The sequence below is a fragment of the Bradyrhizobium septentrionale genome (assembly GCF_011516645.4).
GTDB lineage: Bacteria > Pseudomonadota > Alphaproteobacteria > Rhizobiales > Xanthobacteraceae > Bradyrhizobium > Bradyrhizobium septentrionale.
Genome location: NZ_CP088284.1, coordinates 149,073 through 175,106, shown reverse-complemented (window position 1 = coordinate 175,106; position 26,034 = coordinate 149,073). Strand labels below are relative to the sequence as shown.

Annotated in this window: 22 protein-coding genes and 7 pseudogenes; 11 read left to right on the top strand and 18 right to left on the bottom strand. The window is 61.3% G+C overall.

The window, feature by feature from the left end; genetic code table 11:
- Positions 1-93 precede the first annotated feature (93 nt).
- Positions 94-513: a globin domain-containing protein gene (locus tag HAP48_RS00660; RefSeq protein WP_166217312.1), complete on the top strand. Its 420-nt coding sequence runs from the start codon at positions 94-96 to the stop codon at positions 511-513.
- Positions 514-961: 448 nt separating this feature from the next.
- Here the strand turns inward: HAP48_RS00660 and HAP48_RS00655 are convergent, their stop codons facing one another.
- The 7 genes and pseudogenes from HAP48_RS00655 to HAP48_RS00625 form a co-directional block, all read right to left on the bottom strand.
- Entirely contained in the window at positions 962-2,308 is a 1,347-nt protein-coding gene (locus HAP48_RS00655) for an IS5 family transposase (RefSeq protein ID WP_165127233.1), read from the bottom strand.
- Positions 2,309-2,514: 206 nt separating this feature from the next.
- Positions 2,515-2,976: a hypothetical protein gene (locus HAP48_RS00650; RefSeq protein ID WP_166217309.1), complete on the bottom strand. Its 462-nt coding sequence runs from the start codon at positions 2,974-2,976 to the stop codon at positions 2,515-2,517.
- Between the two features lie 296 nt (positions 2,977-3,272).
- Complete coding sequence (locus tag HAP48_RS00645) at positions 3,273-3,794, bottom strand: RidA family protein (protein WP_166217305.1); 522 nt, start codon at positions 3,792-3,794, stop codon at positions 3,273-3,275.
- 823 nt (positions 3,795-4,617) lie between these two features.
- Positions 4,618-6,210, bottom strand: coding sequence for an IS66 family transposase (gene tnpC, locus HAP48_RS00640; RefSeq protein WP_166217861.1), 1,593 nt, complete (start codon positions 6,208-6,210; stop codon positions 4,618-4,620).
- Positions 6,211-6,303: 93 nt separating this feature from the next.
- Positions 6,304-6,651: an IS66 family insertion sequence element accessory protein TnpB gene (gene tnpB, locus HAP48_RS00635; RefSeq protein ID WP_029085227.1), complete on the bottom strand. Its 348-nt coding sequence runs from the start codon at positions 6,649-6,651 to the stop codon at positions 6,304-6,306.
- Positions 6,648-6,977 carry an IS66-like element accessory protein TnpA gene (gene tnpA / locus HAP48_RS00630; protein WP_234583730.1) on the bottom strand — a complete coding sequence of 110 codons (330 nt, stop codon included), beginning with the start codon at positions 6,975-6,977 and terminating at the stop codon, positions 6,648-6,650. Before tnpA (HAP48_RS00630) ends, tnpB (HAP48_RS00635) begins: the two co-directional genes overlap by 4 nt.
- Positions 6,978-7,157: 180 nt before the next feature.
- Positions 7,158-7,343, bottom strand: a pseudogene (locus HAP48_RS00625) (integrase core domain-containing protein); the annotation flags it as partial.
- On the opposite strand from HAP48_RS00625, the gene HAP48_RS00620 reads away from it, so the two are divergent.
- From HAP48_RS00620 to HAP48_RS00610, 3 genes are read left to right on the top strand one after another with little or no spacing between them, the layout of a single operon-like run.
- Entirely contained in the window at positions 7,279-7,620 is a 342-nt protein-coding gene (locus HAP48_RS00620; RefSeq protein ID WP_176399293.1) for a CbtA family protein, read from the top strand. The pseudogene HAP48_RS00625 and the gene HAP48_RS00620 overlap by 65 nt on opposite strands.
- Entirely contained in the window at positions 7,621-8,214 is a 594-nt protein-coding gene (locus tag HAP48_RS00615) for a histidine phosphatase family protein (RefSeq protein WP_166217299.1), read from the top strand. It begins immediately after the preceding gene.
- Positions 8,211-8,876, top strand: coding sequence for a hypothetical protein (locus HAP48_RS00610; protein ID WP_166217296.1), 666 nt, complete (start codon positions 8,211-8,213; stop codon positions 8,874-8,876). Before HAP48_RS00615 ends, HAP48_RS00610 begins: the two co-directional genes overlap by 4 nt.
- Here the strand turns inward: HAP48_RS00610 and HAP48_RS00605 are convergent.
- Positions 8,862-9,017, bottom strand: coding sequence for a hypothetical protein (locus HAP48_RS00605; RefSeq protein WP_166217293.1), 156 nt, complete (start codon positions 9,015-9,017; stop codon positions 8,862-8,864). The two genes, HAP48_RS00610 and HAP48_RS00605, sit on opposite strands and share 15 nt — an antisense overlap.
- 164 nt (positions 9,018-9,181) lie before the next feature.
- Positions 9,182-9,429, bottom strand: a pseudogene (locus tag HAP48_RS00600) (IS21 family transposase); the annotation flags it as partial.
- Between the two features lie 689 nt (positions 9,430-10,118).
- Here HAP48_RS00600 and HAP48_RS00595 point away from each other — a divergent pair.
- Positions 10,119-10,463 (top strand): hypothetical protein, encoded by a 345-nt coding sequence (locus HAP48_RS00595; RefSeq protein WP_166217290.1) that lies wholly within the window; start codon positions 10,119-10,121, stop codon positions 10,461-10,463.
- Between the two features lie 301 nt (positions 10,464-10,764).
- On the opposite strand, the pseudogene tnpC (HAP48_RS00590) reads toward HAP48_RS00595, so the two are convergent.
- Positions 10,765-11,745 (bottom strand): annotated as a pseudogene (gene tnpC / locus HAP48_RS00590) (IS66 family transposase); the annotation flags it as partial.
- 53 nt (positions 11,746-11,798) lie between these two features.
- A complete protein-coding gene (ltrA, locus tag HAP48_RS00585; protein WP_166208709.1) occupies positions 11,799-13,058 on the bottom strand; it encodes a group II intron reverse transcriptase/maturase in 1,260 nt (419 codons plus the stop codon).
- Between the two features lie 576 nt (positions 13,059-13,634).
- Here ltrA (HAP48_RS00585) and HAP48_RS00580 point away from each other — a divergent pair.
- A protein-coding gene (locus HAP48_RS00580) for an IS3-like element ISRj2 family transposase (RefSeq protein ID WP_166206328.1) occupies positions 13,635-14,764 on the top strand; the annotation gives its coding sequence in 2 pieces (ribosomal slippage) (positions 13,635-13,887 and positions 13,887-14,764; 1,131 coding nt in all).
- A gap of 199 nt (positions 14,765-14,963) precedes the next feature.
- Here the strand turns inward: HAP48_RS00580 and HAP48_RS00575 are convergent.
- The 4 genes and pseudogenes from HAP48_RS00575 to HAP48_RS00560 form a co-directional block, all read right to left on the bottom strand.
- Positions 14,964-15,470 (bottom strand): annotated as a pseudogene (locus tag HAP48_RS00575) (transposase domain-containing protein); the annotation flags it as partial.
- Between the two features lie 122 nt (positions 15,471-15,592).
- A complete protein-coding gene (tnpB, locus tag HAP48_RS00570; RefSeq protein ID WP_092304020.1) occupies positions 15,593-15,949 on the bottom strand; it encodes an IS66 family insertion sequence element accessory protein TnpB in 357 nt (118 codons plus the stop codon).
- Complete coding sequence (gene tnpA / locus HAP48_RS00565; RefSeq protein WP_166217287.1) at positions 15,946-16,383, bottom strand: IS66-like element accessory protein TnpA; 438 nt, start codon at positions 16,381-16,383, stop codon at positions 15,946-15,948. Before tnpA (HAP48_RS00565) ends, tnpB (HAP48_RS00570) begins: the two co-directional genes overlap by 4 nt.
- A gap of 230 nt (positions 16,384-16,613) precedes the next feature.
- Positions 16,614-17,338: pseudogene (locus tag HAP48_RS00560) on the bottom strand (transposase family protein); the annotation flags it as partial.
- A 676-nt stretch (positions 17,339-18,014) separates the two neighbouring features.
- Between HAP48_RS00560 and HAP48_RS00555 the strand changes: the two are divergent.
- The 4 genes and pseudogenes from HAP48_RS00555 to tnpC (HAP48_RS00540) all read left to right on the top strand — a co-directional run.
- A complete protein-coding gene (locus tag HAP48_RS00555) occupies positions 18,015-18,302 on the top strand; it encodes a hypothetical protein (RefSeq protein ID WP_166217284.1) in 288 nt (95 codons plus the stop codon).
- Positions 18,303-18,557: 255 nt separating this feature from the next.
- Complete coding sequence (tnpA, locus tag HAP48_RS00550; protein ID WP_166217281.1) at positions 18,558-18,953, top strand: IS66-like element accessory protein TnpA; 396 nt, start codon at positions 18,558-18,560, stop codon at positions 18,951-18,953.
- Positions 18,950-19,297 carry an IS66 family insertion sequence element accessory protein TnpB gene (gene tnpB, locus HAP48_RS00545; protein ID WP_166217278.1) on the top strand — a complete coding sequence of 116 codons (348 nt, stop codon included), beginning with the start codon at positions 18,950-18,952 and terminating at the stop codon, positions 19,295-19,297. The genes tnpA (HAP48_RS00550) and tnpB (HAP48_RS00545) overlap by 4 nt, the downstream gene beginning before the upstream one ends.
- 94 nt (positions 19,298-19,391) lie before the next feature.
- Positions 19,392-20,423 (top strand): annotated as a pseudogene (gene tnpC, locus HAP48_RS00540) (IS66 family transposase); the annotation flags it as partial.
- Positions 20,424-20,511: 88 nt separating this feature from the next.
- On the opposite strand, the gene ltrA (HAP48_RS00535) reads toward tnpC (HAP48_RS00540), so the two are convergent.
- A complete protein-coding gene (gene ltrA / locus HAP48_RS00535; protein ID WP_224496549.1) occupies positions 20,512-21,756 on the bottom strand; it encodes a group II intron reverse transcriptase/maturase in 1,245 nt (414 codons plus the stop codon).
- Positions 21,757-22,438: 682 nt separating this feature from the next.
- Here ltrA (HAP48_RS00535) and tnpC (HAP48_RS00530) point away from each other — a divergent pair.
- Positions 22,439-23,044: pseudogene (gene tnpC / locus HAP48_RS00530) on the top strand (IS66 family transposase); the annotation flags it as partial.
- 258 nt (positions 23,045-23,302) lie between these two features.
- Here tnpC (HAP48_RS00530) and qhpG read toward each other — a convergent pair.
- Together qhpG and HAP48_RS00520 are read right to left on the bottom strand one after the other, a co-directional pair.
- Positions 23,303-24,691, bottom strand: coding sequence for a flavin-dependent monooxygenase QhpG (gene qhpG, locus HAP48_RS00525; RefSeq protein WP_166217275.1), 1,389 nt, complete (start codon positions 24,689-24,691; stop codon positions 23,303-23,305).
- A complete protein-coding gene (locus tag HAP48_RS00520) occupies positions 24,688-26,034 on the bottom strand; it encodes a radical SAM/SPASM domain-containing protein (protein ID WP_166217272.1) in 1,347 nt (448 codons plus the stop codon). The genes qhpG and HAP48_RS00520 overlap by 4 nt, the downstream gene beginning before the upstream one ends.

Below are 26,034 nucleotides of genomic sequence, written 5' to 3'. Positions count from 1 at the left end.
CACCAGTTTGTCTCCGTCGTCACTTCAGATGAGAGGGAGCCCTCAGCCGCAGAGATCACAAGACCATTCTTTACGAGCCTGCTGGTGTGACCAATGACGCCGGAGCAGGTCGACCTTGTCAGGACATCATTTGACGCGATGTGGCCGATCCGCCGCGACCTCGCTGACCTGTGCTACAACAGGTTCGTCGAACTAGCTCCTGATGCAAGACAAACGTTCGGCGGCGATACTGAGAAGCAGCGGATGAAGGTGCTGGATATGATCACGGCGCTGGTCGCCTCGCTCGACGAAAGACCGATGTTCCAGTCGCTGATCGCGATTTCCGGTCACAAGCACGCCATACTTGGCTTTCAGCCATCGCACTTTGTCGCAATGGGCGAGGCGTTGATGTGGAGCTTTGAGCGAAAATTCGGCGCTTCTTTCACCCCTGAGCTGAGAGAGTCCTGGCATACACTTTACGCCACCGCCCAGAACGAGATGCTGCGCGCGACTGGCCGGCATAGTTCGTTTTGACAACGGCGGATGCGACACCCATAGGAGTACGTCACGGCACAACGCTGGTCTATGGAGTTGACAGCTCAACACGCTCCGACAAGCCGTTCCTCGAGCCTTCGTCGCGGTCGGATTTGGCGTGTATAGCGCGACGATCAGGATGAGAGCAGTCTCACCCTGACCGCTGCCGCGCAGGCGTGTGACGTGGGGTTCGCAGTGGCAGATCGGCGGGATCACGAGTGAACGGGGGCGGTTGGGCGGGCCGAGCGCAGAATCTGCTCCCGCTCGGAAAGCCTGACACTGCTAAAGGTGTTTCCGAGCTATCAAGTCATGCGCATCCTCGCGTCTGCCGCGCAACGGCGCCCCGTGGGTGCGACCGGTGCTCGTGCTCTTAAGCCGACATTCCGCGATCCGCTGAATTGGAAAGTCTCCAACGCGCGTGTCGACGCGATGCATACTTGGTCGTCGGTTAAGAAGCCGATTTGAGTGGTGTGCGGTGGCTGGTGACTGAGAAGAAGGCAGCCAGGAAGAGGTACCAAAGAGCCCTTAGCCAGGCGAGGATGCGGCGGAAGTTGTAACCGACGGCGGAGAGGATGACGTTGGCGGCATCGCCGGCGCGGCCTTTGAGGTAGCAGCGGCCGAGGTGTCCGTCAGCCTTCAAATGGCCGATCACGGGCTCGATAGCGGAGCGGCGCCGCAGCTGGCGCTTGATAGTGCCGAAGACGCCGCGCTTCTGGCCGGAGATGAAGACGCGGCGCGGGTTCTGTGCGTCATGGCCGCGGTATCCCTTGTCGACAAAGGCGCACTCGATCGCGCAGCCGGTGAGTGTCTCGGTTCGGTCGATGACGTCCCGCAGGGTGTGACCGTCGTAAGGGTTATCGGGCAGCGCCTTGGCGTGCAGCACGAACTGGCCGCCGGGAGCAGGCCGGTTGTTGGTGACGATGGAAGCCTTCACGCCGAACTCGTAAGGCGCGCTGGCCTTGCCCTTGCCGATGCACTCCACCTCGGGGGCATGGAAGGAATACAGCTTCCAGCCGCGCTGGCGCTGCTGCTGCGAGCGGATCTGCGTGGCCCGGCTCAACGGGAGTGCGAACGCCTCTTCGAGCGCATCCTGGCCTTCGATCTTGCGGCGGATGTCGCGGATGATCCGGCCCAGGCGGCTGCGCAGGATGCGCAACTGCCGCTGGTGCCGCTTGAACTGTTTGGCATGGGCGTAGCGTCCCGCCATCATCGCGGTGGCCTTGGCGATCCGAGAATAGGATTGCCGCAGCCGCACTCCGTGCTTCCTCGCTAGGCGGTTGAGCCCCTGGATCGCCGCATGCAGCAGCTTGGCATCGGTCGGAAAGGTGATGGCCTTCGGCTGCACCGTGGTGTCGACCGTGACCCGCTCAAGGTCCTTGCCGCGTAACGCGCCGACGTCGTGCGCCACCCGCAGGCTCTCGGCCAATAGCAGTTCCAGTCTGTCGCCGAGCCGCTTGCGCCAATGGCTCAGGTCCGAGCGCTCGTGCGGGAATGCGTGCTGGAAGAACTCTTCGCCAGTGAAGTACTGGAAATACGGGTCGTGGACCCAGCGTTCGCATACCCCCTCATCGGACAGCCCGTAAATGTGCTTGAGCAACAACAGCCCGATCACGAAGCGGGTCTCAATCCCCGGCCGGCCGTTCTCGCTGTAGAGCGGCGCGATCTCGCCGTCGATCCAGTCCCAATCGATCTTGCCGGTGAGCCGGACCAGCTCGTGCTTCAGATTGATGATCTGGTCGAGCCGCGCCCGGAAAAAATCGTTCGCTCCCGTCGTTTTGTGCTTCTTCGGCCGCATCGTGCCCTCCGATGCGGACAGGGAATCATGCTTCGCCCGTCGAGGGAATCTCGAAAACGAAATTGCAAGCTTCCGATGCACAAAACACCAAAACCTTGCAATCTCAGAACGTCATTCCAGCCAAATTACGATTCCAGATCAGTCGCCTGGAAGCTTCTTAACGGGCGACTACTTGCGCGGAGTGAGACCGCTCAGTGTGTCCGCAACTACTTGCCGATCGAATATTCGATTTCGACTTGCGACTCATTTACCCCTGCTTTGGGATCGGCGTGGCCAGTGGTTCGCGCAATTCCCCGAATATTAGCCAGAGCGCCCGTGCCGCTCGTGATATACGAGACAGTCGTGCTGCTAAGCTTTCCCGGCCCCGCGCTATGAGCGAGCACAGTTCCTCGGGTGAAGAACTTGTCGCCATTCTCGACGGCATAGACCGTGTATATGCTGCCGGAACCATTATTGTCGACGTAATCGGAAACGCCGCGCGTCCACGTTTCCTTGATCTTCAAACCATTGACGACAGGAGGGTTTGTCGGAAAGGTGCGATGAATTTCATATGATCGCACCTGATGGCCCGCAACGTCGCCGACGTCGAGAAACTGCTGTTGTGTGTATTTGGCATTTTCCGCGCCCGCTTTGTAGGATACGCGCTGTGTCCTGTTGGGCGAAGGCATCGCTGATCGGGGCAGCAACAGTGAGACATATCAGAGCTGATATCCTTAGATTAGTCGCGCGTCGTTCCATGGTAACCTCCTAGACTAGCAACTGAACGCCTTTTTGACATTCCGGCCTCGTGATTTGCCGCGCTATTTCGCGGCAACGCTAAACGCAGTGTCGTCCGTGCCGTGACGCGTGCGTCAACGTTTCGTTCCGACCAAAGAACCAGCAGAGCACGTCGGCACGGCGGCTATCTTCAACCTTCGCGTCAAAGCCTTTCCAAGCGGAAAGATTGCGATCAACAGCAAAGCTACTATACCTCAAGGATCATTTCGACTTCGACCGCGGCATGGCGCGGAAGAGCCGCCACGCCCAGTGAGGAGCGAGCATGTCTACCAATCGATTCGCCGAACACCTCGATCATTAGGTCGCAGTATCCATTGAACACCTTGGCTTGGTCATCGAAGTCATCGACCGAGTTCACCATGCCGACCACTTTGACAACGCGTTTCCGATCGAGGCTACCCAGCGCCGCTCGCACCTTTGCCAGCGTGATCAAGCCTGCTTGCCGGGGAGCCTCATAGCCTTGTTCGACGGTCAGATCCCGGCCGAGCTTACCCTTCGGCTCGCTTGCGACACTGCCCGCCATGAACAGGAGATTGCCCACTTGAACCGCGTTGACGTAGCTGCCGACCGGCGCGGCCTCAGCCGGCAGTGTGATGTTCTTCTCTCTCAAGCGCGCCTCCGCGCTCGACGAATTCTCTGCTTGCGCACCCTCAAATGCCGAAGCTAAGATCACCAAACAAAAGGCGACAAACCCCGCAAATTCCTTCATTGAGTGCTCCGGCACTTACCCGTGAACGTACATCTCTAAAGTGGCCCTACCAGCAGTGATACCGCAGTTCGCATCTGCCTCAATTGTGCCCAACCGATCCATCGGCTGTTCGTTCGCCCCTCGCAACCAAGATCACGTGCATCATTGCTGAAGCGCCGTGGCCGACCAGCAGCAGATGCATACATGGGACACTGCTCATCCGCGAGAGCAATTCCGGTTGTCATCGAGCGACGCGGGCGCAAGCGAGCCATCCGCCTGGACGATCATGGGTCGAGAGAGAGGCGCGCCACGCGGTGGAACCGTCGATCGCCGGATCTGTGACAGATAGGGGCGAGCAAACGCGGCGATTAAATTCTGGCGGAGCCGTGCCTTCTCGACGTCCGCCTCTACAGCTGCCTCTTTGGCACGTAGCGCGGTCCGGTATGCCCTTTGGCGTCGGCGGCGCCAATCGTGCACCGCGCTTGTCGGCCAATGCACTTCTCCATTTAGAGCCGTTGCACGCGGAAAATCGGGCTCTTGTGCCCAACGGACGATCGTCGCTGGCGACTTCCTGAAGTGCGCGGCTAACTGCACCGCGGTCATCTGGACCCCCGTTAGATTAGTCGGAGGCGACGCAAAGTTCGTGGTGGCAGCGTCCACAGCGGTGGTGTTGTCGGTCATTAAGTTGGCGTCCAAATGGTGAGATGCTGCCAAATTGCGATTAGCCACGCTGTCGACCAGTACTGCATGCCTTCGAGCGCTCCTGACGAAATGCAATCAAGTTGACCTGCTCCGTAACCGTCCGGTGAGGGCCGCGGCATGATCGCGCGGTGCGGTCGCCCGATCAGGCCGCAGACTGGACGGGGCTGTTCTTCCATTCCCAAGGCAGCAGCTCATTGAGCCGACCTTGCGGGGTGCTGGCGATGCGGGCCAAGACGTCCGCCAGCCAGGCTTGCGGGTCGATGTCGTTGAGCTTTGCCGTCATGATCAGCGTCGCCATGATGGCGGCGCGGTCAGCGCCGCGTTCCGAGCCGGCGAATAGCCAGGACTTGCGGCCGAGAGCAAAACCGCGCAGCGCGCGCTCCGCCGCATTGTTTGTCAGGCAGATCCGCCCGTCATCGATGAAGCGAGTGAACCGATCCCAGCGGCGCAGCATGTAATCGATTGGCTTGGCGACCGATGAGGAGTTCGATAGCCGAGCACGCTGCTCGCGCAGCCACGCTTCCAGCACCGCCAGCAGGGGTGCGCTTTGCTCCTTGCGCACCCGCAGACGCTCTCCGGCACTTTGGCCGTTGATGCCGCGCTCAATATCGAACAGTGCATCGATGCGCTTGACCGCCTCCAGGGCAATCGGCGAGATCGCTGCGGCATTCTTGTCTCGCCTCGCATTGGCCGCGATGTCCGCCAGCTCGAAGAACTGCCGCCTGGCGTGGGCCCAACAGAGTGCGGACATGATCGGCCCCTGCACGCGCGAGGCGTCATACAGCTCGTTGTAGCCGCTATAGGCATCGGCCTGCAGGATGCCGGAGAAGCTTTGAAGATGCCGTGTGGGATGCTCCTGCCGCCGGTCGCGCGAGGCGTAATAGAGCGCGGCCGGCGGCGCCCGCCCGCCAAACGGCCGATCGTCGCGAACGTAGGTCCAGATATGTCCCTTGACCGTCTGGCCCTTGGCCAGGATCGGCACCGTGGTGTCATCGCCATGCAGTCGCTCGGCGGAGAGGACGTGACGCTCGATCAGCCGATAGAGCGGCTGCAGGGCCGCCGCACAGGCGCCGACCTGGTCAGCCAGTGTCGACAGGCTCAGATCGATGCCCTCCCGGGCGTAGCGCTCGCTCTGCCGATTCAAGGGCTGATGCTGGCCGAACTTCTCGAACAGGATCATGGCCAGCAGGTTCGGCCCGGCAAAGCCGCGCGGCGTCACGTGGAAGGGGGCTGGCGGCTGGGTGATCGTCTCGCAGTCCCGGCACGAGAACTTCTCGCGCACCGTCTGGATCACCTTCCACTGCCGGGGAATGACCTCCAGCGTCTCGGTGATATCTTCGCCCAGCTTTGATAGCTTCGATGAGCCGCAGCAAGGGCAGCTCTGCGGTGCGGCGACTACGACACGCTCGCGCGGCAAATGGTCGGGGAACGGTTTGCGCGACGGACGCTTGCGCTGGAAGGATTGCACCGTCTGCGCCCTGGCTGCCGCCCTCTCAGCCGCCAACTCGTCTTCGGTTGCGGTTGCTTCCAGCTCTTCGAGCTCAAGCTCCATCTGCTCCAAGAGCCGTGCCTTGCGCTCCGAGCGGCTGCCGTAAATCTGGCGACGCAGCTTCTCGATCTCGAGCTTGAGGTAACGGATCAGTGCCTCGGCCGCCTTCGCATTGGCAGCTTCCGCTTTAGCGTTCGCCGCAACCGCCTCCGCTTCCAGGCGCGCGGCGCGCTCCGCGAGGATCATCGCATGCGCAGCGGCAAGATCGGTCGGAAGCGATTCAGATGTGGTCACGATGATGATGGAATCACATCCATCACGATCCGCAAGCTCAAAGCCTCATCCGACCGATGCCGGTCGCCACGTCTCTTGTGGGTGCCGCCAGTCGATCCCGGACAAGAGATAACCGAGCTGCGCCGATGAGATCGTCACCACACCCTCGGCCGGGCTCGGCCAGATGAAGCGGCCGCGCTCAAGGCGTTTTGTGAACAGGCAGGCGCCCTGGCCGTCATGCCAGATCACCTTCAGCAGGTTGCCGCGGCGACCGCGGAAGCAAAACAGGTGGCCGCCCAGCGGGTCGCGATGCAAGATCTCCTGAACCTGTAATGCCAGCGACGGAAAGCCCTTCCGCATGTCGGTATGGCCGGTCGCGAGCCATACCCGCACGCCGGCTGGCAACGGGATCATCGCGGCCGTCCATCAGTCAGCGCCGCCACGACTGCGGTCAGCGTCGCCGCGTCAACCGCACCGGTGATCCGCATCCGAGCCCCGGCCGCGAACTCAATCTCGATCGCACCGCAGCTTCCCGAGGGCGCGGTCAACGGTTGCCGGTCTGGCGCAATGGAGACTGGCGCAAAACCGACCTCGTCATCCTGCCGCTGCATCGGCTCGGCCCCGCAAGCGAGGACACCGGTCCGCGCCTGCCGCCGCCAGGCCGTAACCAGATTGCGGTGAACGTCGTGTCGCCGAGCAACCTCGACAACACTGGCCCCAGGCGCCAGACTCTCCTCCACGATCCGAAGCTTCTCCGCACTCGTCCTCCGCCGTCGCCGCTCAGGACCGCACAGAACCGTAACCGTCGTCACGTTTGCTCATTTGTTTGCGAATTAATGCGCAAACCATCTCACGCTCGAACCCGATCCGGGAAGGCGGCCTCCACCGGAGGCGTACCCTGCTCCCCGATTTGCCCTCGTTTATAAGGAGAGTCTGTTCTGGGTTTGGCCCCTGTTGGGGCGGGTTGCAAACTCGGTCGGTGTGAGCCCGTTGAGGCTCGTGTGCGGTCGGTTGGTGTTGTAGTCGATCCTCCACTCTTCGATGATCCGGCGAGCCTCGTTGAGATTGGCAAACAGGTGCTCGTTCAGGCACTCGTCGCGCAGGCGGGTGCTGCGGAGGCGCGTCAATAGCCGCTTTGGCGAGTGGAATTCGGCGCTAATCGCGGGGGGGGGCTATGTCGTCGTGATGATCTTTATTTCGCTAGCGATGCCCGCACTCGATGAAGTACCCGACGGTTTCCCGGCCACGTTACTTTGGCAGTTTCGCATCGCGTCGTTTGGTGGCCAAATCGTCATGTGGGCAACGCTGGGTCTGTTGTTTGGCGTAGCGGCCGAGCGAGCGCTTGTCGAGCGGCGACTACCTTTACGCGACGCGATGGTATGAATGGTTGCGCGCCGGACCGGCACGATCCGCCTTCATCTGCTGTGTTCAGCCTCCACATGCTCACGCAATGCTGTTGCATTCGCATCCGACGGTTCTCTCGATTCTAGCGTTCGAGAGGGACTGTCTAAGCTTCCCGGCCATCTCTCCTTCTTCAATGCTGTTTTGCGCAGCCCGTCACTTTGCGCGGGCCAGACTGCGGAGATGCTTGGCCTCGAGGCAGCAGTCCTGCCGCAGTTGCGGGACTGCGATTTCGGCTCCTGGATAGGGCTATCCCTTGAAGAAGTTCGACTAAAGGCCCCTGAGGGTCTTGCCGTCTGGCTACGAGATCCACGTGCCGCACCGCACGGAGGAGAGTCGTTCGTGGATGTGGTGAGGCGCGTCGGCCAATGGATGGACGGGTTGTCCTCCAATCCTCGCTCAATCCTTGCAATTTCGCACACGTCGGTCATCCGCGCAGCAATCGTGCATGCTCTTGGAGTCGGCCCTGACTCTTTTCGGCACATCGACATCGCGCCGTTGACGCGAGCCGAACTCTCAGCATTTGGCGAGCGCTGGACATTCTCGGCGCTGGTGCCCTTGAAGGATGTGCGATGACCAGTCGGCTCGAGAGAATGTTGGCCAATGCGGGGTGCGTATGGCTCTTCACCGTCGCCTCTTGGCTCGCGGTCTGCGCACCAGCCTGGGCACATCATCAAATTGTGCGAAAAGGCCCTGTGGTCGGGATTGCTATTCCTGCTATTGCTCATGGAGAAATGCTCGTCATTGCCAAATATCGTGCCACGATCCTCGATCAGGCCACTCACCATCTGCAAACGGATCCGATCTTCCTCCGGCTCGCGGGTTTCGTCAGCCTGCAATACTTTGCGTGTGTTTGGGGCCTTGTTCCGGGCAGTCTGACCGATGAGGGTAGTCCCTTCAATGAATGCTCGCACGCCTATCTCGCAGGCGCACGTGCGCTCTTGGCGCACATGGCAGAAATGAGTGACGGTCAATCGGCTGCGAAGGCTCTTCAAGAACGGATCAACACTGAGCTCAGCAGTGACCCCGCCTTTGGCGCCATCTGCTCGAACAGTGCCGAAACCTTCGATAGCGGCGTCATCGTTTGGCCGGACTGGGGCATTGCATTCACGCATTCGCCCACCGTCCTGATGCTTTCCGGTTTGTCGGCGCTCGCCGTGATTGGACTCTGGAGTCTTCATTTTATCTTCAATCTGAAAAGAAGGGCGACGCGTGCCTCGAACCTAATCCCCTTTTGAGTTGTGGGCAGACTGGAGATCGCTCAGCTTGCCATCATCGACGAATGAAACCAATGTTTTCCGGACAAGCACAATGACGGCCGCGCGATAGAAACGATGACCAAGAGCATTGACGTGGAGATCGATCAGCGTGACGTTCACGCCACGCCAATGATTCCCTCTAACCTTCGGCGGCGTTGTGGCAAATCGTCCTCTGTTTGCGGGAATGACTTCAAGTGCGTTCCGCGAAGACCTGCGAGCGTGATCTCAAACGTCGCTCGAATTTCCAATCCACCCGTACAACCCAGCTAATGCAATGGTCACCCAGTCGCCCGCACCAAATGCGCCTTGCTCTCATTCCCTGCCAGCAACCGATCAAGCTCGGCACTCCAGGCACCCATCTTCGGGAGCGGCTGCGTCTCGCGCTCGTACCGGAACTCCGTCGCTTGAGAACGAATGACCTTGCGAACCACCTTCCGCGATACGCCAAGTTCTCGGCAGTGATCGCCTTGATCGGACGACCATCAACAAAGTAGGCGCGACGGATCTTACCAATCGTCTCCACCACCAGCATCCCAACCTCGGCTTCCATGACTCGATGGAAGCCACTGTGGCCCTTATCCCGGGGTCCCGATTGGATGCCGATCACCCCGAAAACGGGGTCCTTATTCCATGCCGAAACACACCGCTGGGCGGCAAAGCCGATCATCTCGCGCAACAGATCGGCATCAGGGGTCTTCTCCACGAGCGTCCGCAGGTTCATCATATCGTCGGTCATCGGTGGTTCCTCGGTTGCGTTGGCGTGTCGCAACCCGATCCTACCGGAGAACTGCCGGTGACCACCGCAAAGCCGCCCGCCCGCTACGGCGCTATTTGAGGCGCGCGTGCGGGCGGCTTTGCTCTACCGACCTACACCATCACTGAGAACACGACCAACGTTCGGTCTCGGCACGCTACGAGAAGGCCCCGCGAACTGGTTGTGGCCACGCCCGTCGGCTGAGCATGAGCACAAACGGCTTGAAGCGCACGTAGCGTCAGGTTGTACGATCATAGGTGTTTGCGAACGGCCCTAGAGCCGTTCATCGAGGATTAAAAATGCTTCGATTCTCAAATGGAGATCCACTTAGCCTTACTAGCGCGGCGGCGCGAGCGATTGAGCTCGGTGAGCTGGATGCCTGTTATCGCGAGCTCACAGGCCGCCAGCGTCCGTAGAACAGAAGAAACGGCTGGTTATTTCACGATGCAAGTAGCGAGAATGAGTGATTGAGCGACGATCTCCATCTTGAAGAGAAAGCCATCGAGGCGGTACTTTTTTACCGAGAGGCTCTTACCGCTGCCGAGAAGTCTGAAACCGTGCAAGCGCTCGCACATCGAGCGCTCATGAACATGCTGCCCGAGCTCGAGCGCGCAGTTCTCGAGGATCGATCTCCATCAATACGGAGCAAGCTGTTTGATGCCGGTGCGAAAGCGGTCGTTCGATTGAATGAGGCGCGACAGGTCTCGGATGAGGCGACCGCACGGTTAGAGGGAGCTCGCCAGGCCCTGGCGGCTCTCGAGGGGCAGCTCGGATACATTCCAAATGTTCCGGCGACAGCAAATCGAATTTAGATGACGGCTGCGTGAGCACTGTCGTGAACTGACGGAGAAGATCTGGATGGCTCGCGTCGCGAGCGGGCATCTGAAAGTTGAGCCCGCAATGTAGCGGGGTCTATCACGTCAGTACGTCAATTTCGCTGCTCGACCGTTGGACAATGCGGCGCCTCCGATCTGCTCGCATTCCTGAGGCAACCACGATGCTCGGCCCGGCGCGCCGCCGAAGTGTCTCGCGGAGAACGCGCAACGCTCTTAAGAAATTGATAGTGCAGCAAAATCATGTTGGAACTCGATAGACAAGTCGTAAGCGCTGTTTTCAGGCCACAGCTTTGAGGTCGTGACGGCAATAGGCCCACGGCAGCAGGTGATCGATCTCGTTATTCGGATGACCGTTGACGATCCTGGTGAGCGCGTCGGTCAAGTAGGCAAGCGGATCGACATCGTTCAGCTTACAGGTTTCGACCAGGGAGGCGATGATAGCCCAGTGCTCGGCACCACCGTCGGAGCCTGCGAACAGCGCATTTTTCCGGTTGAGCGTGATCGGACGGATCGAGCGCTCTACGGCGTTGTTGTCGAGCTCGATACGGCCATCATCGATAAAGCGCGTCAGGCCCTCCCAGCGTGAGAGCGCATAGCGGATGGCGTCGGCCAGCTTGCCCTTTTGGCTGATCAACGCGAGCTTTGCGCGGAGCCACTGCTCGAAGGCTTCCGCCAGCGGTCGGCTTTTCTGTTGCCGAACGAGACAGCGCTCCTCGGCGCTACGGCCACGGATGTCCTTCTCGATGGCATAGAACTCGGCGATATGCTTGAGCGCCTCGCCCGCAATGGGCGCGGGACCGGGGGCGGCGAGTTCGTAGAAGTTACGCCGCATGTGGGACCAGCAGAATGCAAGCTGAACGTCGCCACGCTCGGCCAGCTTGCCATAGCCAGCATAGCCATCGACCTGCAGGATCCCCTTGAAGCCTGCCAGATGGGCGATTGGTCGGTCGGCTTTGCGATCGGGAGCATAGACATAGGCGACGCCCGGCGGATCGGCGCCGCCCCATGGCTGGTCGTCCGCTGCATAGGCCCAGAGCTGACCGGTCTTGGTGCGCCCTCGGCCGGGATCGAGCACCGGCATCGTCGTCTCGTCGGCGAACAGCTTTGGCCGTCGCCTGAGCTTGCCGAGGAGGCGCTCATGCAACGGACGCAGGTGGAAGGCTGCTTGTCCCACCCAGTCCGCCAGCGTCGAACGATCGAGCTCAATGCCCTGGCGGGCGTAAATCTGAGCCTGCCGATAGAGCGGCAAGCGAGTCGCGCGGGGGAATCTCACCCCCGCGCGCTCCCAGAACCGTACGTGAACCTCTCGGCTCATACGGCTCCCAGCGTTCGGCCTCGGCCATAGAGAAGCGGCCAATGAGCGAAGAGTTCGGGCTGAGCCCGGACCAACCGCGCCAGCCACGCCCGAGCGTCACGGGGACGCTGACGAAAGCGCTTGAACTTGCGAGCCGCCCATCTGAGGACATGCGCATCTATCCGACGCATCGTCGAATAGAGAGCAGATTTGTAGAAGTGGCTGTAGTAGCCGATCCAACCCCGGATGCAGGGATTGAACATCCGAGCGAGATCGTGCAGCACTTTGTCGCTGCGCCGCTGAAGGCCCCAATTACGCAACGTACGCCGGATATCCTTCAGCGCCGTCGGACTTGCTGCCGGCAAGAACGAGACCCCATAGAGGCCGCCCCGCCATTTCGCCAGCCTCGGACGGAACGTGTATCCGAGGAAGTCGAAGCTGATACATCCGTATTCGCCTTTTCGGTTGGTATCCTTGCAGTAGACCAGTTTGGTCTTCTGCGGATGGAGGACCAGACCGCAGGCGGCGAACCGTTCATCAACAGCACGCCACAACCTCAGCGCTTCACGTTCAGTCTGGCAGTGACAGATGATGTCATCAGCATATCGTTCGAACAATATGCCAGGCATCTCCCGCTCTATCCAGATGTCGAACGCGTAGTGCAGGAACAGGTTTGCGAGTAGCGGCGAGATGACACCGCCCTGTGGCGTTCCCCGTTCCCTCGCGACAAGCTTGCCATTGTCGAGCATCGCGGGCGCCTTCAGCCAGCGTTCGATATAGAGCCGAACCCAGGCGCAATCCGTGTGCTTGCACACAGCCCTGAGGAGCAGCTCGTGATCGATGCTGTCGAAAAAGCCCTTGATATCGATGTCGAGCACCCAATCGGAGCGCCAGCACCGCTGACGCGCCACCCGGATAGCATCGACTGCCGAGCGCTTGGGGCGATAGCCGTAGGAGTCGGCGTGGAAAATAGGTTCCAGCGACGGCTCCAGTCGGCGTCGAACAACCTCTTGCGCAATACGGTCGGCGACGGTGGGGATTCCCAACGGCCGCGTTCCACCATTCGCCTTCGGGATGTCCACCCGGCGCACCGGCTGCGGCATATAGCTGCCTGAGGACAGTCGATTCCAGAGCTTGTAGAGATTGGCCGAAAGCCGGCTCTCAAATTCTTCGATCGACTGCCCGTCAACTCCAGCCGCTCCTTGGTTGGCCTTCACTCTCTTGAAGGCTTCCCATACCTCCCGCTTCGGGATGGCGAACGGCTTTGCCCGCGTCATACGGCTCCTCCCGTCACCGGTTGGCCGCAGCCGAGAGCTGAACGCCACGGCCCCTTCGGTCCGGCGCCATTACGGCGCCTTCATCCCTACTACGAACCGTTCTGCCCCTGTGTCCCGCATCGGTACGCTGGATCTCGCAGGGTTCGCCCGCTCGACCGTCTTCCTTAGCATCGGAACGACAGGTTCTCCTGTTCCACGTAAGAGCCTGATCCAAGTTCACGCCGCCTTCGAGCCGGACGCCGCACAGGCCGGTCTTCAGGACTCCGCCTGCACTAATCCCCGGGCGACCACCAGCTCGGGTTTTGACGTCGACAATATGCTTTCGGCAGTTCATCGGCGGTTTGCTTTCGCTCGTCTCCTTGGATCTCACCTGACGGGTCGAAGCCCGCCTTTTCCGCGACGCTCACTACCATCGCTCTTTACGACAGCAGCTCGCGGCGGTTTGAAGCCAACGCCTGATCGTCGGCTCCGAGGGGCCCGCCCTCATCAGAGCTGGCTCCGCAAATTCGGACAGTAGCTTGAGTGGATTTTCTGCCTGACAGCGGCGAGGATTCTTGCTGCGAATCAGGAGCGAAGATGACGAAGAAGAGCCGCCGGATGCATTCTCCGGCATTCAAGGCGAAGGTTGCTTTGGCTGCGGTCAAAGGCGACAAGACGCTGGCGGAGCTGGCGCAACTGTTTGATGTTCATCCGAACCAGATCACGATCTGGAAAAACCAGCTCCTGGAAGGCGCCGCCGGCGTGTTTGGGCATGACAAGGCGTCGGCCGAGACGCCGGTCGATTTGAAGGCGTTACATGCCAAGATCGGCGAGCTGGCGTTGGAAAACGATTTTTTGTCCGGCGCGCTCACCAAGGCGGGCCTGCTGAGCGCAAAGCGATGATCGACCGCGGTCATGATCTTTCTATCGTGCGCCAGGCGAAGGTCCTGAAGCTGGCTCGCAGCACGGTCTACTATGAACCTCGGCCAGTTTCGGCCGAGGACCTTGCCTTGATGCGTCGGCTCGATGAGCTGCATCTCGATTATCCCTTCGCGGGAGCGCGTATGCAGCGATCGTTGCTGCGGCGGGAGGGCGTATACGCCGGTCGCCGCCACATCGCGACGCTGATGAAGCGCATGGGGATCGAGGCGGTCTATCGTCGCCCGAACACGAGTAAGCCGGCACCGGGTCACAAGATCTACCCGTACCTGTTGCGCGGATTGAAGATCGAGCGGCCCGACCAGGCGTGGGCAATGGACATCACCTACATTCCGATGCGGCGTGGCTTCGTCTATCTCGCGGCGGTCGTCGATGTGTTCAGCCGACGGGTCCTGGCCCATCGCGTCTCGATCACAATGGAGGCGGCCTTCTGCGTCGAAGCGGTCCAGGAGGCGTTGGCGAAGCACGGCAGGCCCGAGATTTTCAACACGGACCAGGGCAGCCAGTTCACCAGCCTCGAGTTCACCGATGTGCTGCTGGACGCGAAGATCGCCATCAGCATGGACGGCAAGGGCGCCTGGCGCGACAACGTGTTTGTCGAGCGGCTCTGGCGCACGGTCAAATACGAAGAAGTTTATCTCCGCGCCTACGACAGCGTGTCCGAGGCGCGAGCGTCAATTGCCAAGTATCTGGCCTTCTACAATCAGGGACGCCCTCACTCGAGCCTTGACGGGCGCACGCCCGACGAGGCTTACTTCGGCACGCAAGCTATGGTGATCGCCGCATGACCGTCGCCGACGATTTTGTCGTCGCTCTGGTCGGGCTACGCCCTCCCGACGCAACGACAAAATCGTAAGGCCCCGCGTTCAGCATAACCCGGCAGGAATCCACTTAAATCCCGCGGGGCGCTGTCCAAACAACCGGCGCCAGCTCTATCTCTCACGCAGCTTCCAAACCTCCTTTCGTTGGTGTGTTCCAGGACACACGGTGATCGGCATATTTGGACACCAGAACCTGGGCGACGGTTGCTTCGGTCGGCAGTCCGCCCTCGATCAACCGGGCCGGGGCCGGCGCCTGCATGACACCGTCCTCGCAAGCGCGGCAGGCGTATTTGGGACGCCGGGTAACGAGGATCCGGAACTGCGCCGGGACCAGGTCCAGCCGCTCGCTTCTATCCTCGCCGATCCGATGTAACTCGCCCTGGCAGCAGGGACAGGTCTTGTCCTCGATGTCGACGACGACTTCGATCCGCGGCAGGTGCGCCGGCAAGGCGCCACGGTTGACGCGGCGCCTACCGGCTTGCACCTCACGGCCTTCAGGTGCGCTGACGTCCTGCGCCGTCTCGCCGTACGCTGCCACCTGCTCGACGTCTTCTAGGCCCAGCAGCATCTGATCTTCAGGCAGCGTCTCTGCCCGCCGGCCAAACCGATGCCGCTGCAGTTCCTTGATGATCTGACGCAGCCGTTCGCTCTCGCACCGCTCCGCAAGCAGCATCGCTTTCAGCGTCTCGGGATCGTCAGGCAGGGCGTCGCTCACACCCAATTCAGAGCATATTCGCCGCCAACTGGCGACGCGTCCGACGCTCCTGATTCACTTCGCCGCAGCACCGCCAACAACTATCCCGCTTGTGTTGGCGCCGGCGTCGCCCGTGCTTCATGCACAAGCCGCCAGTCGAGCCCCTCCAGCAGCGCCGACAATTGCGCCGCCGACAGACGCATCACACCGTCCTCGATCTTCGGCCAGCGGAAGATTCCATCCTCCAGCCTCTTGGCGAACAGACACAAACCCGTTCCGTCCCAGAACACCAGCTTGATCCGATCCGCCCGCTTGGCCCTGAACACATAGACAGCTCCCGAGAATGGGTCAGCCCCCATGCTCTCGCGCACCAGGGTAGCAAGCCCCTCCATTCCCTTGCGGAAGTCTACCGGTTTGGTCGCCACCATCACCCGGACCGCACCCGACGGACCGATCACTGGCTCGCCTTCAGCGCCTGGACGATCGACGCAATCATTGTTGGGTCGGCACCACGACCGGCCCGGATCGTGATGCCGTCAACTTCGATCTCGATGATCCCGGAATCCGTCTTGGCCTTGCAGCGCACCGCTTTGCGCTCACGGCCAAGAGCGGGCGCCGGCACTACGGCATCCACCACCGCCGGCACAAACTGTACTTCTTCCACTTCGGAATGACCGCCCGCAGCTTCTCGCAACTGACGGCGCCAGCCAAACAACTGCTGCGGCGACAATCCATGCCGTCGCGCTACCGAACAGACTGAGTCGCCGCTCGCAACGATCTCCGCAACAATCCGCGCCTTGTCCTCGTCGCTCCACTTCCGCCGACGGCCGGCTCCAGTGAAGACCTCAAGCCGCCTCACCGGCTCCGTGATAGCACTATGCTCTGTGTCCATTCTAAGCCTAACGGTTCAAACAAACCGCAGACTCGCAGATCACCCCGTCAACCGGTAGGTGGCCGCTGAACAGCGCTTACGACAAGTCGCTGATTGCGCTCGTTAGAAATGTCACCGCAAGGCCCGGCGAGGAGGGCGCACGGACGCGAAGCTGGCCGGGGTTGCGCAGCGGCCGGGCGCCCGGATGAGAGCCCCAATGCCAGCGACGGCGACTGGTCGACTTGCGGGTTTTAGCCCGCCTTGAACAAGCTCGGACCTTGGCCACGTCGCCGCGGAGCCTTCTGGCTGCGGCTGAAGTCGAGCAGCTTCTGCTGCTCAGCAAGTGTACGCCAGAACCGACCCTAACCGCTTGTTCTCGACGATCTCCGCCTGGTCGACTTGTCGCACCTTGTCGAACGTCCGGTAGGGCGGCGCACGGCCCCTGTGCTTGATCACAAGCCGCCCGTCCGGATGGTCGAACACGGTGACGCGCTGGCGGGCGAGGGTGCTCGTAATCTCGTTCGGCTCGAGGATGAACAGCATCTTGTCGTATTGCAGCGTCAGACTCTGCGATACCGTGCGCTCTTCCTTCCAGGCAAAGGCATCATCGACGACGTCGTGCTCAGTCAGCGGTCGATGCACGTCCTTGTCACTGAAGGGAGGCTTCGCAAACCACCGATTGCAGCCTTCCATGAACGCGGGCAAAAATGCGTTGCCGGCCTCGATGGTTGAGATTCCGGCCAGCCGCATCTCCTTCAACAGACGATCTTGCAGCGTTCCATTGGCTCGTTCGACGCGACCCTTCGACTGCGGAGCGTTGGCACAGATGATATCGATGTTGAGCTCGTGCAACGCCCGGCCAAACTGGGTCATGCCGTCACCTCCGGGCGCCCCGACCCTTGTTTACCCGGAACGTCGCGTGCTTATCCGAGTAGAATGCGATCGGCTTGCCGTAGCGCTGCAAATAGGCGCGCGTCGCAGCTCTTCTAACGGTGGTCTATTGCTCGCATAACATAGATTATGGAATATATTCCTAGAACGAACTTTGAGATAGATAGCTGACGCGTTACGTGAGGGACCATGAGACGCATTTTGAAACGTCATGCTCCGGCCAACTTGGCGAAAGTCTTGAGCAGCCCACGGTCACTATCTTTGCTGATCGATCGAGGATACAAGACAGATCAGTGTTTCGCCTCAGCCGCATCTGCTTGTGACGCGACATGGGAACGCCGTTCGGTAGCAGACCAATAAGTCTTCGTTCCCGCCAACGGTTCATGGCTGGTGTGACCTCACAACGTCGCTGATGGCACCCTAAGGGACAAATTGTGCGCAAGGATCGGACTCAATACGAGTCGAACTTTTCCACACATGGCCGTTGATCAGGGAGAGTCGATCATTCCTGCAGCCCCATTTTTCTGTTCTACCTCCGCCTGCGACATTATGATGCGGCAACTGCGACAAAAGAGCAAGACAGCGGCGACAGTGGGCCCGGCGTAACAAAGATTATTTCGGGCATACGCGCGATCGGGTGAATGATCATACGCCCGAATTCAATGTGCTGCTTTTCGCTCTTGCAAGCGACTCTGCGATTGAATCGCCGGGGCGCGATCCGGCTATATGCCGCCCGTCGATCAACCCTTTTGGAGAAGAACATGCGTATCATACCAGACCTAAGCGGAGGTTTACCTTCCGTGCATATCTGCAGCATTAGTCCGGACGATGCACCGCAGGCACATCCGGACAGCCTGAACGAAAAAGGCGCCATTGCACTTGCCAAGTGGCTTGAGCAGTTCTGGCACGGAAAAGGTTATCTGGCGGCGCGTTTCTGGGCCGAGCCCATTGGCGAGCGCTTCGCCAAGATTGGCACCCATGACCTGTATCGGGTGTCCTGCAACCTTGTGAATGGCCTGCCGCCACGCTATCGCGACGCAACGAATTAGGAACGCGCGAAGGGACCGGCCGGTGGGACGCGTGGCCACGCGAGCCCGCCACGACAGGATGAAGCGCGCTTCACCTGCTCTCGGCTGCCGCAAGGCGACCGGCCGGACTTCGCACACGCCCTCGCTTGGCCGAGTCCGTCCGCGCCATCTACGCCCTCGCCCGCTTGCGCGGTAACCCTCCGGTGAGGGCCGCCTTCTGGGCAGCAACTTTGCCTGCGATAGTTTGCGGATTAATTTGCAAACAAATGAGCAAACGTGAGCAAGGTTTCGGTTCTTTCGGGCCCGGAGCGGCGGCGGCGATGGACGACGGTCGAGAAGCTTCGGATCGTTGGAGAGAGCCAGGCGCCATCGGCGAGCGTCATCGAAGTGGCACGTCGGCATGACGTGCATCCCAATCTCCTGACGGTTTGGCGGCGGCAGGCGCGAACAGGCGCCATCGGGCGCGCAGCAGCATTGCGGCCGGAGGACGAGGTACAATTTGCGGCGGTTTCGGTTGCGCCGGAGCAGCCGGCATGGACCGCTCGTGCAGGCACTGGCGGGACGATCGAGATCGCCTTTGCAAGCGGAGTGCAGCTTCGGATCACGGGCGCGGTCGATCCCGCGACGTTGACGGCGGCTGTGGCTGCGTTGTCGGATGGACGAGCCCGATGATCCCGTTGCCGACCGGGGTGCGGGTGTGGCTTGCCACGGGCCATACCGACATGAGGAAGGGCTTCGCCAGCCTGGCGCTCTTGGTGCAGCAAGTGCTTAAGCATGATCCGCTGAGCGGCCATCTGTTCTGCTTCCGGGGCCGACGCGGCGATCTGTTGAAGGTGATCTGGCATGACGGCCAGGGCGCCTGTCTGTTCAGCAAGCGGCTGGAGCGCGGCCGGTTCCTGTGGCCAAGCGCGGCCGACGGTGTGGTGACCATCTCACCGGCGCAGCTTGGTTATCTATTGTCGGGGATCGACTGGCGCCATCCGCAGGAGAGCTGGCGTCCGACCTCGATGGGGTGATGATTCTGCTTGCGGCTATTGATGGATGTGATTCCATCGGATTGTGATCGACAGTTCTGAATCGCTCCCCACCGATCTTGCCACAGCGCATGCGCTGATCCTCGCCGAGCGCGCCGCGCGGGTTGAGGCAGAGGCGCTTGCGGCCAACGCTCAGGCGGCAGCCGCTCGCGCCAAGGCCGAGGTCGCCAATGCTCGGGCTGATCTATCAAGCACAGAAGCGCTCATCGGCAGGCTCAAGCTCGAGATTGAGAAGCTGCGGCGCCAGCTCTTTGGCACCCGTTCGGAACGCACGGCGCGATTGCTGGAGCAGATGGAGCTTCAGCTCGAAGAACTGGAAGCCACCGCCACCGAGGATGAACTGGGGGCCAAGCAGGCGGCGGTGAGATCTGAGGCCGTCCAGTCGTTCCAGCGCAAGCGGCCTTCGCGCAAGCCGTTCCCCGACCACCTGCCGCGCGAGCGCGTCGTGATCGCGGCGCCGGCCAGCTGTCCATGCTGCGGCTCGGAAAGGCTGTCGAAGCTTGGCGAGGACATCACCGAGACGCTGGAGGTGGTTCCGCGGCAGTGGAAGGTGATCCAGACCGTGCGCGAGAAGTTCTCGTGCCGGGCCTGCGAGACGATCGCCCAGCCTCCGGCGCCGTTCCACGTGACGCCGCGCGGCTTCGCCGGGCCCAACCTGTTGGCGATGATCCTGTTCGAGAAGTTCGGCCAGCACCAGCCCCTGAACCGACAGAGCGAGCGCTATGCGCGGGAAGGTGTCGATCTGAGCCTGTCGACGCTGGCCGACCTGGTCGGCGCCTGCACGACCGTGCTGCAGCCGTTGCACGGCCTAATCGAGCTGCATGTGCTCGGTGCCGAACGCCTGCATGGCGACGACACAAATGTGCCGATCCTGGCCAAGGGCAAGACAATCAAGGGACACATCTGGACGTATGTTCGCGACGACCGTCCCTTTGGCAGCCGGGCGCCGCCGGCGGCGCTGTATTATGCCTCACGCGACCGGCGGCACGAACATCCCGTGCGACATCTGAAGGCCTTCAGCGGCATCCTGCAGGCCGATGCCTACAACGGCTATAACGAGTTGTACGATCCCGCGCGCGCGGAGGGACCGATCACGTCGGCGTTGTGCCGAGTAGGCGGGGGTGTTGCCATCCCCGCCCCTCACAGACCCGGACGAGCGGATTACCCGCATCCGGTTCTTCACGCGCAAGCTTCGCTCACGAGACGGCAGCATATTGGTGGACGATCTTGGCTGTTGGCAGTGGGTATCGCGCGAGCATGGCCCGGAAGCGCGTCCACGGCAGATTGCTGTGGCGGCCACGCCGTGCGAGCCATTTCCTCCATATCCGCGTGACTTGGTGGTGGTACCATCTGATGCGTCGGCCGTTTCCGGAGATGCCGTAGTAGGCGCAGTGCCCCCGGATTACCCGTGACAGATGGGCGTGCTGCTCCCTGAACGAACAGTGCAGGTTTTGCCGACACCATTCCATCACAGAAGCCAGCGCGCGTGCGTAACGGTCTTTTGCCGTTATCTGACGGACGACATTCTTGCCTTGCCTCGACAGACCCCACACGTGGGTGAAGCCAAGGAAGTTGAACGTGGTCCCCGCCGTCGCAGGATGACGCCCGCCTGGGCGTTTGAACCGGAAGTCTACGAAGCGAGTCTTGGTCGGATGGAGTTGAAGCCCATACCGATCAAGCCGCTTGGCCAACACGTTCAGCAATCGCTTGCCGGACAGGTGGTCCTCAAAGGCAATCACCGCATCATCAGCGTATCGAACCAGTTGGCACCGCCCCTTGAGCCGCGGTCGCGCCACCTGCTCGAACCATTCGTCCAGCACATAATGCAGGTAGATGTTTGCAAGCAGTGGCGAGATCACGCCGCCTTGGGGCGTTCCAACAGTCGTGCGGCGCAGGATGCCCTTTTCGAGCACCCCCGCCTTCAGCCATTTATCAATCATCCTCCGGACGACACCGTCCGTGACTCGCTGGTCGAGGAATCGGCGCAAGTGTGCGTGGTCGATGGTGTCGAAGTATTTCGAGATATCGACGTCCACCACCCAGCGCAGCCCTTGTTCCATGAACCCGGTACGTAGAGCGTGCAGGGCGTCATGGGCCGATCGTCCCGATCGGAACCCGTACGAGCACGGCAAGAAGTCCGTCTCGTAGATCGGCTCTAGCAGCAGGAGAATCGCCCGCTGCGCCACCTTGTCTTCCAGTGTCGGGATGCCCAGCGGCCGTTCCGTGCCATCCGCCTTGGGGATGTAGTGCCGTCGCACCGGCGGCGCGATGTAACGGCCGGATTTGATGCGCGCCAGGAGATCATCAAGATTGACCTCCAAGTTCGCCTCATAGTCCGTCGCCATCATGCCGTCGACGCCGGGCGCGCCATCCTTGCGCGTCAGACGATAAGCCTCGAGCATCCATTCACGGTCGATCAGGTGATGCAGCGCGGTCAGCACCCGCTCGGGATGTTGCCTCGCCAGATCGGCTATCCATTGTCGTTTCGTGGACAGGTTTGCGGGACTCAGGGTTCCCTCCCGTGTTTCTCGTCAATGGGTCTTAACGCGTGACGGCTCCCTTCCCTCCAGCGGGTCCCGGTGAGCCCAGTTCCCCGCCTTCCTCGGTACTACGAAGCCGCTACGACTTCCCGCCGCGCATGTCCGTCAGCTTATGTCTTCGCCTCGGGATTCCACATGCCTTGGTGTTTCGTGTTCGCGTCTGCGCTCCCGATGTTCGCCAAGTCGGTCATCGGGCCCGGAGCATTGTTCAGGCCGGTGCTCCTGTCCGGCCGATTCATGTGGACACAAACGGGACCTCTCAGGTTTCCTGGTGGCCCATCCCGTACCTTTGCCCTGCTCTGAGACCCCGGCCGAACCGGTAAGCCTGACCATAGCGGCTTTCCCAGTGCTGCCCCCGGATCCAACACGGCGAAGGCTTCAGCACGACCATGATTTCGAGGCTGCCACAGGGCTTCAGTACCCGCTGTCTACGCTTCACGAATGACGTTGCCGTCACCCATGCAAGACTCGCTTCCGGCTGGCGGGCTCCGCCTTTGCCGCGAGGGCGTCGAACCCTCTGGGTCACGTTGAAAGGTTTCAGGTCACATTCTTCCTCCTTTCCAGGACTTATCCTGACGCAAGCTGGGCCCATGCCAGGCGGCAGTTTTTCGAACTGGCGGACATCGCCGCCAATGCAAGACGAGGCAAGAATTCAGGAGCGATCTCGCCGATCGCGCTGGGGGCGGTCAAACGCATTGACGCTTTGTTCGACATCGAGCGCGGCATCAATGGCGTTGCTGTTGCCGAGCGGATGCGTATCCGTAAGGAGCAAAGCGCGCCGCTACTGAAGACTCTGGAAGCCTGGCTGCGCGAGCAGCGTGGTCGCCTGTCGCGCTCGGCCTCGGTCGCCGAGCCGATCGACTATATGCTCAAGCGTTGGGATCGGTTCGCCCGCTTCATCGACGATGGCCGGATCTGCCTGACCAACAACGCAGCCGAACGAGCCCTGCGCGGCTTTGCCCTGGGCCGCAAGTCCTGGCTGTTCGCCGGATCAGATCGCGGTGCCGACCGTGCCGCGGTCATGGCGACCTTGATCATGACCGCCAAGCTCAACGACATCGATCCACAGGCCTGGCTCGCCGACGTCCTTGCGCGCATTGCCGAACATCCCATCCAAAGGCTCGACGAACTGCTGCCATGGAATTGGTGCGCCGCCATCCGTCAATCAAGCCGCCTGAGTCGAAAGTGATCCGATCGCGGTCTTCACCGGATGCTTACCTTGCGCGCGGCTTCTAACCGGCTTCTTTATTTTTCCCGGCGGGCATCTTCCGCTGCCGGGCGTCGCTCCAACGCCGCCCGCTCTTTCTGTATCAAGGCTAGTTGTCGCATCCCAAGGTCAACGCTATGCAGATCCTCGAGCCGCGGGCCCCCCCGAGCGCGTGCCGATGACGTCCTCCCAAGGTCGAGGCGAAGGTACAAGCATCGCGCTGCTACTACTAACATAATGCTATGCTGGAGCGCCCACGTGCAGGATTTTATTGTGGACCAACCACGCACAGATGTGGTCCGCCGTTGTGGCATCGCGGTTATGCGCGAGCGAAGTTCGCAACGCGTCCCAGGTAGCGCTGCTTCTAACCGCCGCGACAATCCCCGCCACGGTTGCATCGCCGAGAAAGGCTACGGGCTCCCGCTCCGACCCAGTAAGCACAGCAGGCCGCAGCTCGACATAGTCTCCGCATAAGCAGGGGTGTTCAATAAGCCGCGACATATCAAGTTTGATGGAGGCCGTGCCTGAGAACGATAGCGAGGTGGGCGTTCGCATCTTAACCCTCGCATTGGCTCCTTCGCAACGCGCCTGCCAGAAACTCATGTCCGCAAATCTACTGCGCGCATATATTTCTGCTGTCGCGCGGCGATGGGCGTGCGCCGATCGCTTGAGCAGATCTTGGTGGTAAGTTAGGGCGATCGACTGCGCGTCAGGGCGACGCAGCAAAGTATTGACGATGACCGCAGCGCTCCGTGCCGACTGAATGGCCTTCTGCACTCCCATTGACGCCAGCGGGTCGAGGCTTTGCGCGGCCTCGCCGACTTTGATGAAACCGCGCCCGCACGCCTCGTCATCAAGCCACGCGCTGGCGTCGCAGGCCGAGACCACCGAACAATTTGCCCGATTTGCAAGCAAAGACAATAATCCTGTCTTCGCAAGGCCCCGAGCATAGGCTTCGCGAAGGTTGGGACCATGCTCGGCAAGGGCATGACGATCGACAAAAAGGATCGCGCTGAAGCCTAGTCCGTCGACCGGTGCCCCCCATGTCCAACAGCTGGCACCGGCCGCGATATGCGGACGGGTCGGCAGGCCTTCGCCTCGCCAGTAGCCGTGGAGCGCAAGGGTCCGCGGTCCGAACGCGCGACGCGCTCTGGGCAGAAGGCTTCTCCGACCCGTCGCATCGATTAAGAACGCGGCGTCGTAGCGCTCGCCACCGACGGTCCGAACATTCCAGCCGCCGTCCACTAGCCGATCGACTCGCTCGACTTGTTGGCCCAAGCGCACCTCGACTCCAGCATCGCTGCATAAGCTCCAGAACGCTGCGTCAAAACGTGCCCGATCGATCGTCGCTGACCCAGGCGGCGCCTGCCGGACGATGGCCTCAGCTCGCTCCCAATGCTCGTCGTACTCATCAAACGACCGGCAGCCGGCACGATCCAACGCTTCACCGAGTCCGAGATCCGTGAGCTGCCGGTGAACGCCCAGACTGATGGCTTCGCCAACGTGCGGTCGCGGGCGATCACTCGTTTCGATCAATCTTACCCGAAATCCCAACCGGCGCAGCATTAAAGCGGAGACGCTGCCCGCAGGTCCTCCACCGACGACAAGGATTTCGACCGCACCGTTCATCGAGCAATCTGGTCGACGAAATCGGGGCGGGCCCGCGCGAGGCGGCCATAAGCGCCGATCACATAATGCAGCCAGCCGCGAATGAAGTCGCATGCCGGGCGACCGCGGCTGAGCGTCTCGTGATGGCAGCCGCCTGAGCACAGATAGCGTGCCCAGCATGACCGGCATCCCGGCTGTGCATGGACATGCCGCGCATCAAGCCACGCCGTCTGCTTTACTCGGTCTACGCCGTCGGCAAGGTTGCCCATTGCGCCTTCGGGCGCGTCGACGAACCGGTGGCAGGCGGCGAGTTCGCCGTCGGCCGAAACCCCGAGATAGCCCACGCCCGCGCCGCAAGGATAAGGACGATGCGTTCCGCGATGGATTTCGCGCAGGCCATTTAGCATGTTAAGGAAGGGGTAGCGTTCCCCATCGATCGTCCTTGCCTCGAATGCGCGTCCACACGCGAGCATCTGTTCGAGCATCTCGATCAGATGATCGTGCTGCATTTCGTTCTCAGCGTCAGGAGCCGAAAGCATCGGCGAAAAACCGACGCTGTGGAAACCGAGGCCGATGAATTCGTCGAGCATTGCCGGAAGATCGAGATTACGCGGCGTCACTGTCACACGCGCCGACACCTGGCAGCAATGCGCGTGCTGAACCAGCGGCGTAATGCGTTCGAGAATCCGCGCATAGCTGCCTCGCCCGCCTTTGAACGGCCGCTGGCGGTCATGCTCTGCACCAATCCCGTCAAGGCTGACTGTAACTGCGAAGCCATGCGTTTCGAACAGTTCGATGTCGCGCTCGGCTATAAGCGTCCCATTGGTGGTAATCGAGAAGGAAAGCTTGATCCCGCGCTCAGATGCACGGCGCGCGGCATAGTTGGTTGCGCCGTGAACAACATCGCGACCCATCAGGGGCTCGCCGCCGAGAAAGGCTAAGTTGGCGCGCTCGCCGGGCTCCGTCTCGCGTAGCATCAAGTCGATCGCAGCCCGTGCCGTTTCTAGATTCATGCTTTTCGGTGCGCTACCGAACGAACCTCCCTTGGCATAGCAGTAGCTGCAGCCGAGATTGCAACTTTGGGCGACAGCGAGGGAAAGGGCGCGCACGCGCCGATCCTCGGGTACGCCCGAACAGCGATCCGACACAGGCAGGACGTCAAGCTCGGCGAGCAGTTTCTCTACCGCAGCCCCGCCGCCGCCGGATTCCAGGGCGCCACTCAGCGCTTCGGCCAGCGCTTCATCGATGTCAAAGAGCTGACTGCCATCGGGCAGGAAGAGCTGCGCGGCATCTCCCCATTTCAAGAGGTGCGCATCACGTGATCGTGGACGTGACGCATCGATAGTGGCGGACGCGATCCCCAT

What these genes read in the sequence shown, in the direction of transcription:
- HAP48_RS00660 (WP_166217312.1), top strand. Translation starts at nt 94, where the DNA reads ATGACGCCGGAGCAGGTCGACCTTGTCAGGACATCATTTGACGCGATG.
- HAP48_RS00655 (WP_165127233.1), bottom strand. Translation starts at nt 2,308, where the DNA reads ATGCGGCCGAAGAAGCACAAAACGACGGGAGCGAACGATTTTTTCCGG.
- HAP48_RS00650 (WP_166217309.1), bottom strand. Translation starts at nt 2,976, where the DNA reads ATGCCTTCGCCCAACAGGACACAGCGCGTATCCTACAAAGCGGGCGCG.
- HAP48_RS00645 (WP_166217305.1), bottom strand. Translation starts at nt 3,794, where the DNA reads ATGAAGGAATTTGCGGGGTTTGTCGCCTTTTGTTTGGTGATCTTAGCT.
- tnpC (WP_166217861.1), bottom strand. Translation starts at nt 6,210, where the DNA reads ATGATCCTCGCGGAGCGCGCCGCGCGCCTGGAAGCGGAGGCGGTTGCG.
- tnpB (WP_029085227.1), bottom strand. Translation starts at nt 6,651, where the DNA reads ATGATCCCGTTGCCAGCCGGCGTGCGGGTATGGCTCGCGACCGGCCAT.
- HAP48_RS00620 (WP_176399293.1), top strand. Translation starts at nt 7,279, where the DNA reads ATGATCCGGCGAGCCTCGTTGAGATTGGCAAACAGGTGCTCGTTCAGG.
- HAP48_RS00615 (WP_166217299.1), top strand. Translation starts at nt 7,621, where the DNA reads ATGGTTGCGCGCCGGACCGGCACGATCCGCCTTCATCTGCTGTGTTCA.
- HAP48_RS00610 (WP_166217296.1), top strand. Translation starts at nt 8,211, where the DNA reads ATGACCAGTCGGCTCGAGAGAATGTTGGCCAATGCGGGGTGCGTATGG.
- ltrA (WP_166208709.1), bottom strand. Translation starts at nt 13,058, where the DNA reads ATGACGCGGGCAAAGCCGTTCGCCATCCCGAAGCGGGAGGTATGGGAA.
- tnpA (WP_166217287.1), bottom strand. Translation starts at nt 16,383, where the DNA reads ATGGACACAGAGCATAGTGCTATCACGGAGCCGGTGAGGCGGCTTGAG.
- HAP48_RS00555 (WP_166217284.1), top strand. Translation starts at nt 18,015, where the DNA reads ATGCGTATCATACCAGACCTAAGCGGAGGTTTACCTTCCGTGCATATC.
- tnpB (WP_166217278.1), top strand. Translation starts at nt 18,950, where the DNA reads ATGATCCCGTTGCCGACCGGGGTGCGGGTGTGGCTTGCCACGGGCCAT.
- qhpG (WP_166217275.1), bottom strand. Translation starts at nt 24,691, where the DNA reads ATGAACGGTGCGGTCGAAATCCTTGTCGTCGGTGGAGGACCTGCGGGC.
- HAP48_RS00520 (WP_166217272.1), bottom strand. Translation starts at nt 26,034, where the DNA reads ATGGGGATCGCGTCCGCCACTATCGATGCGTCACGTCCACGATCACGT.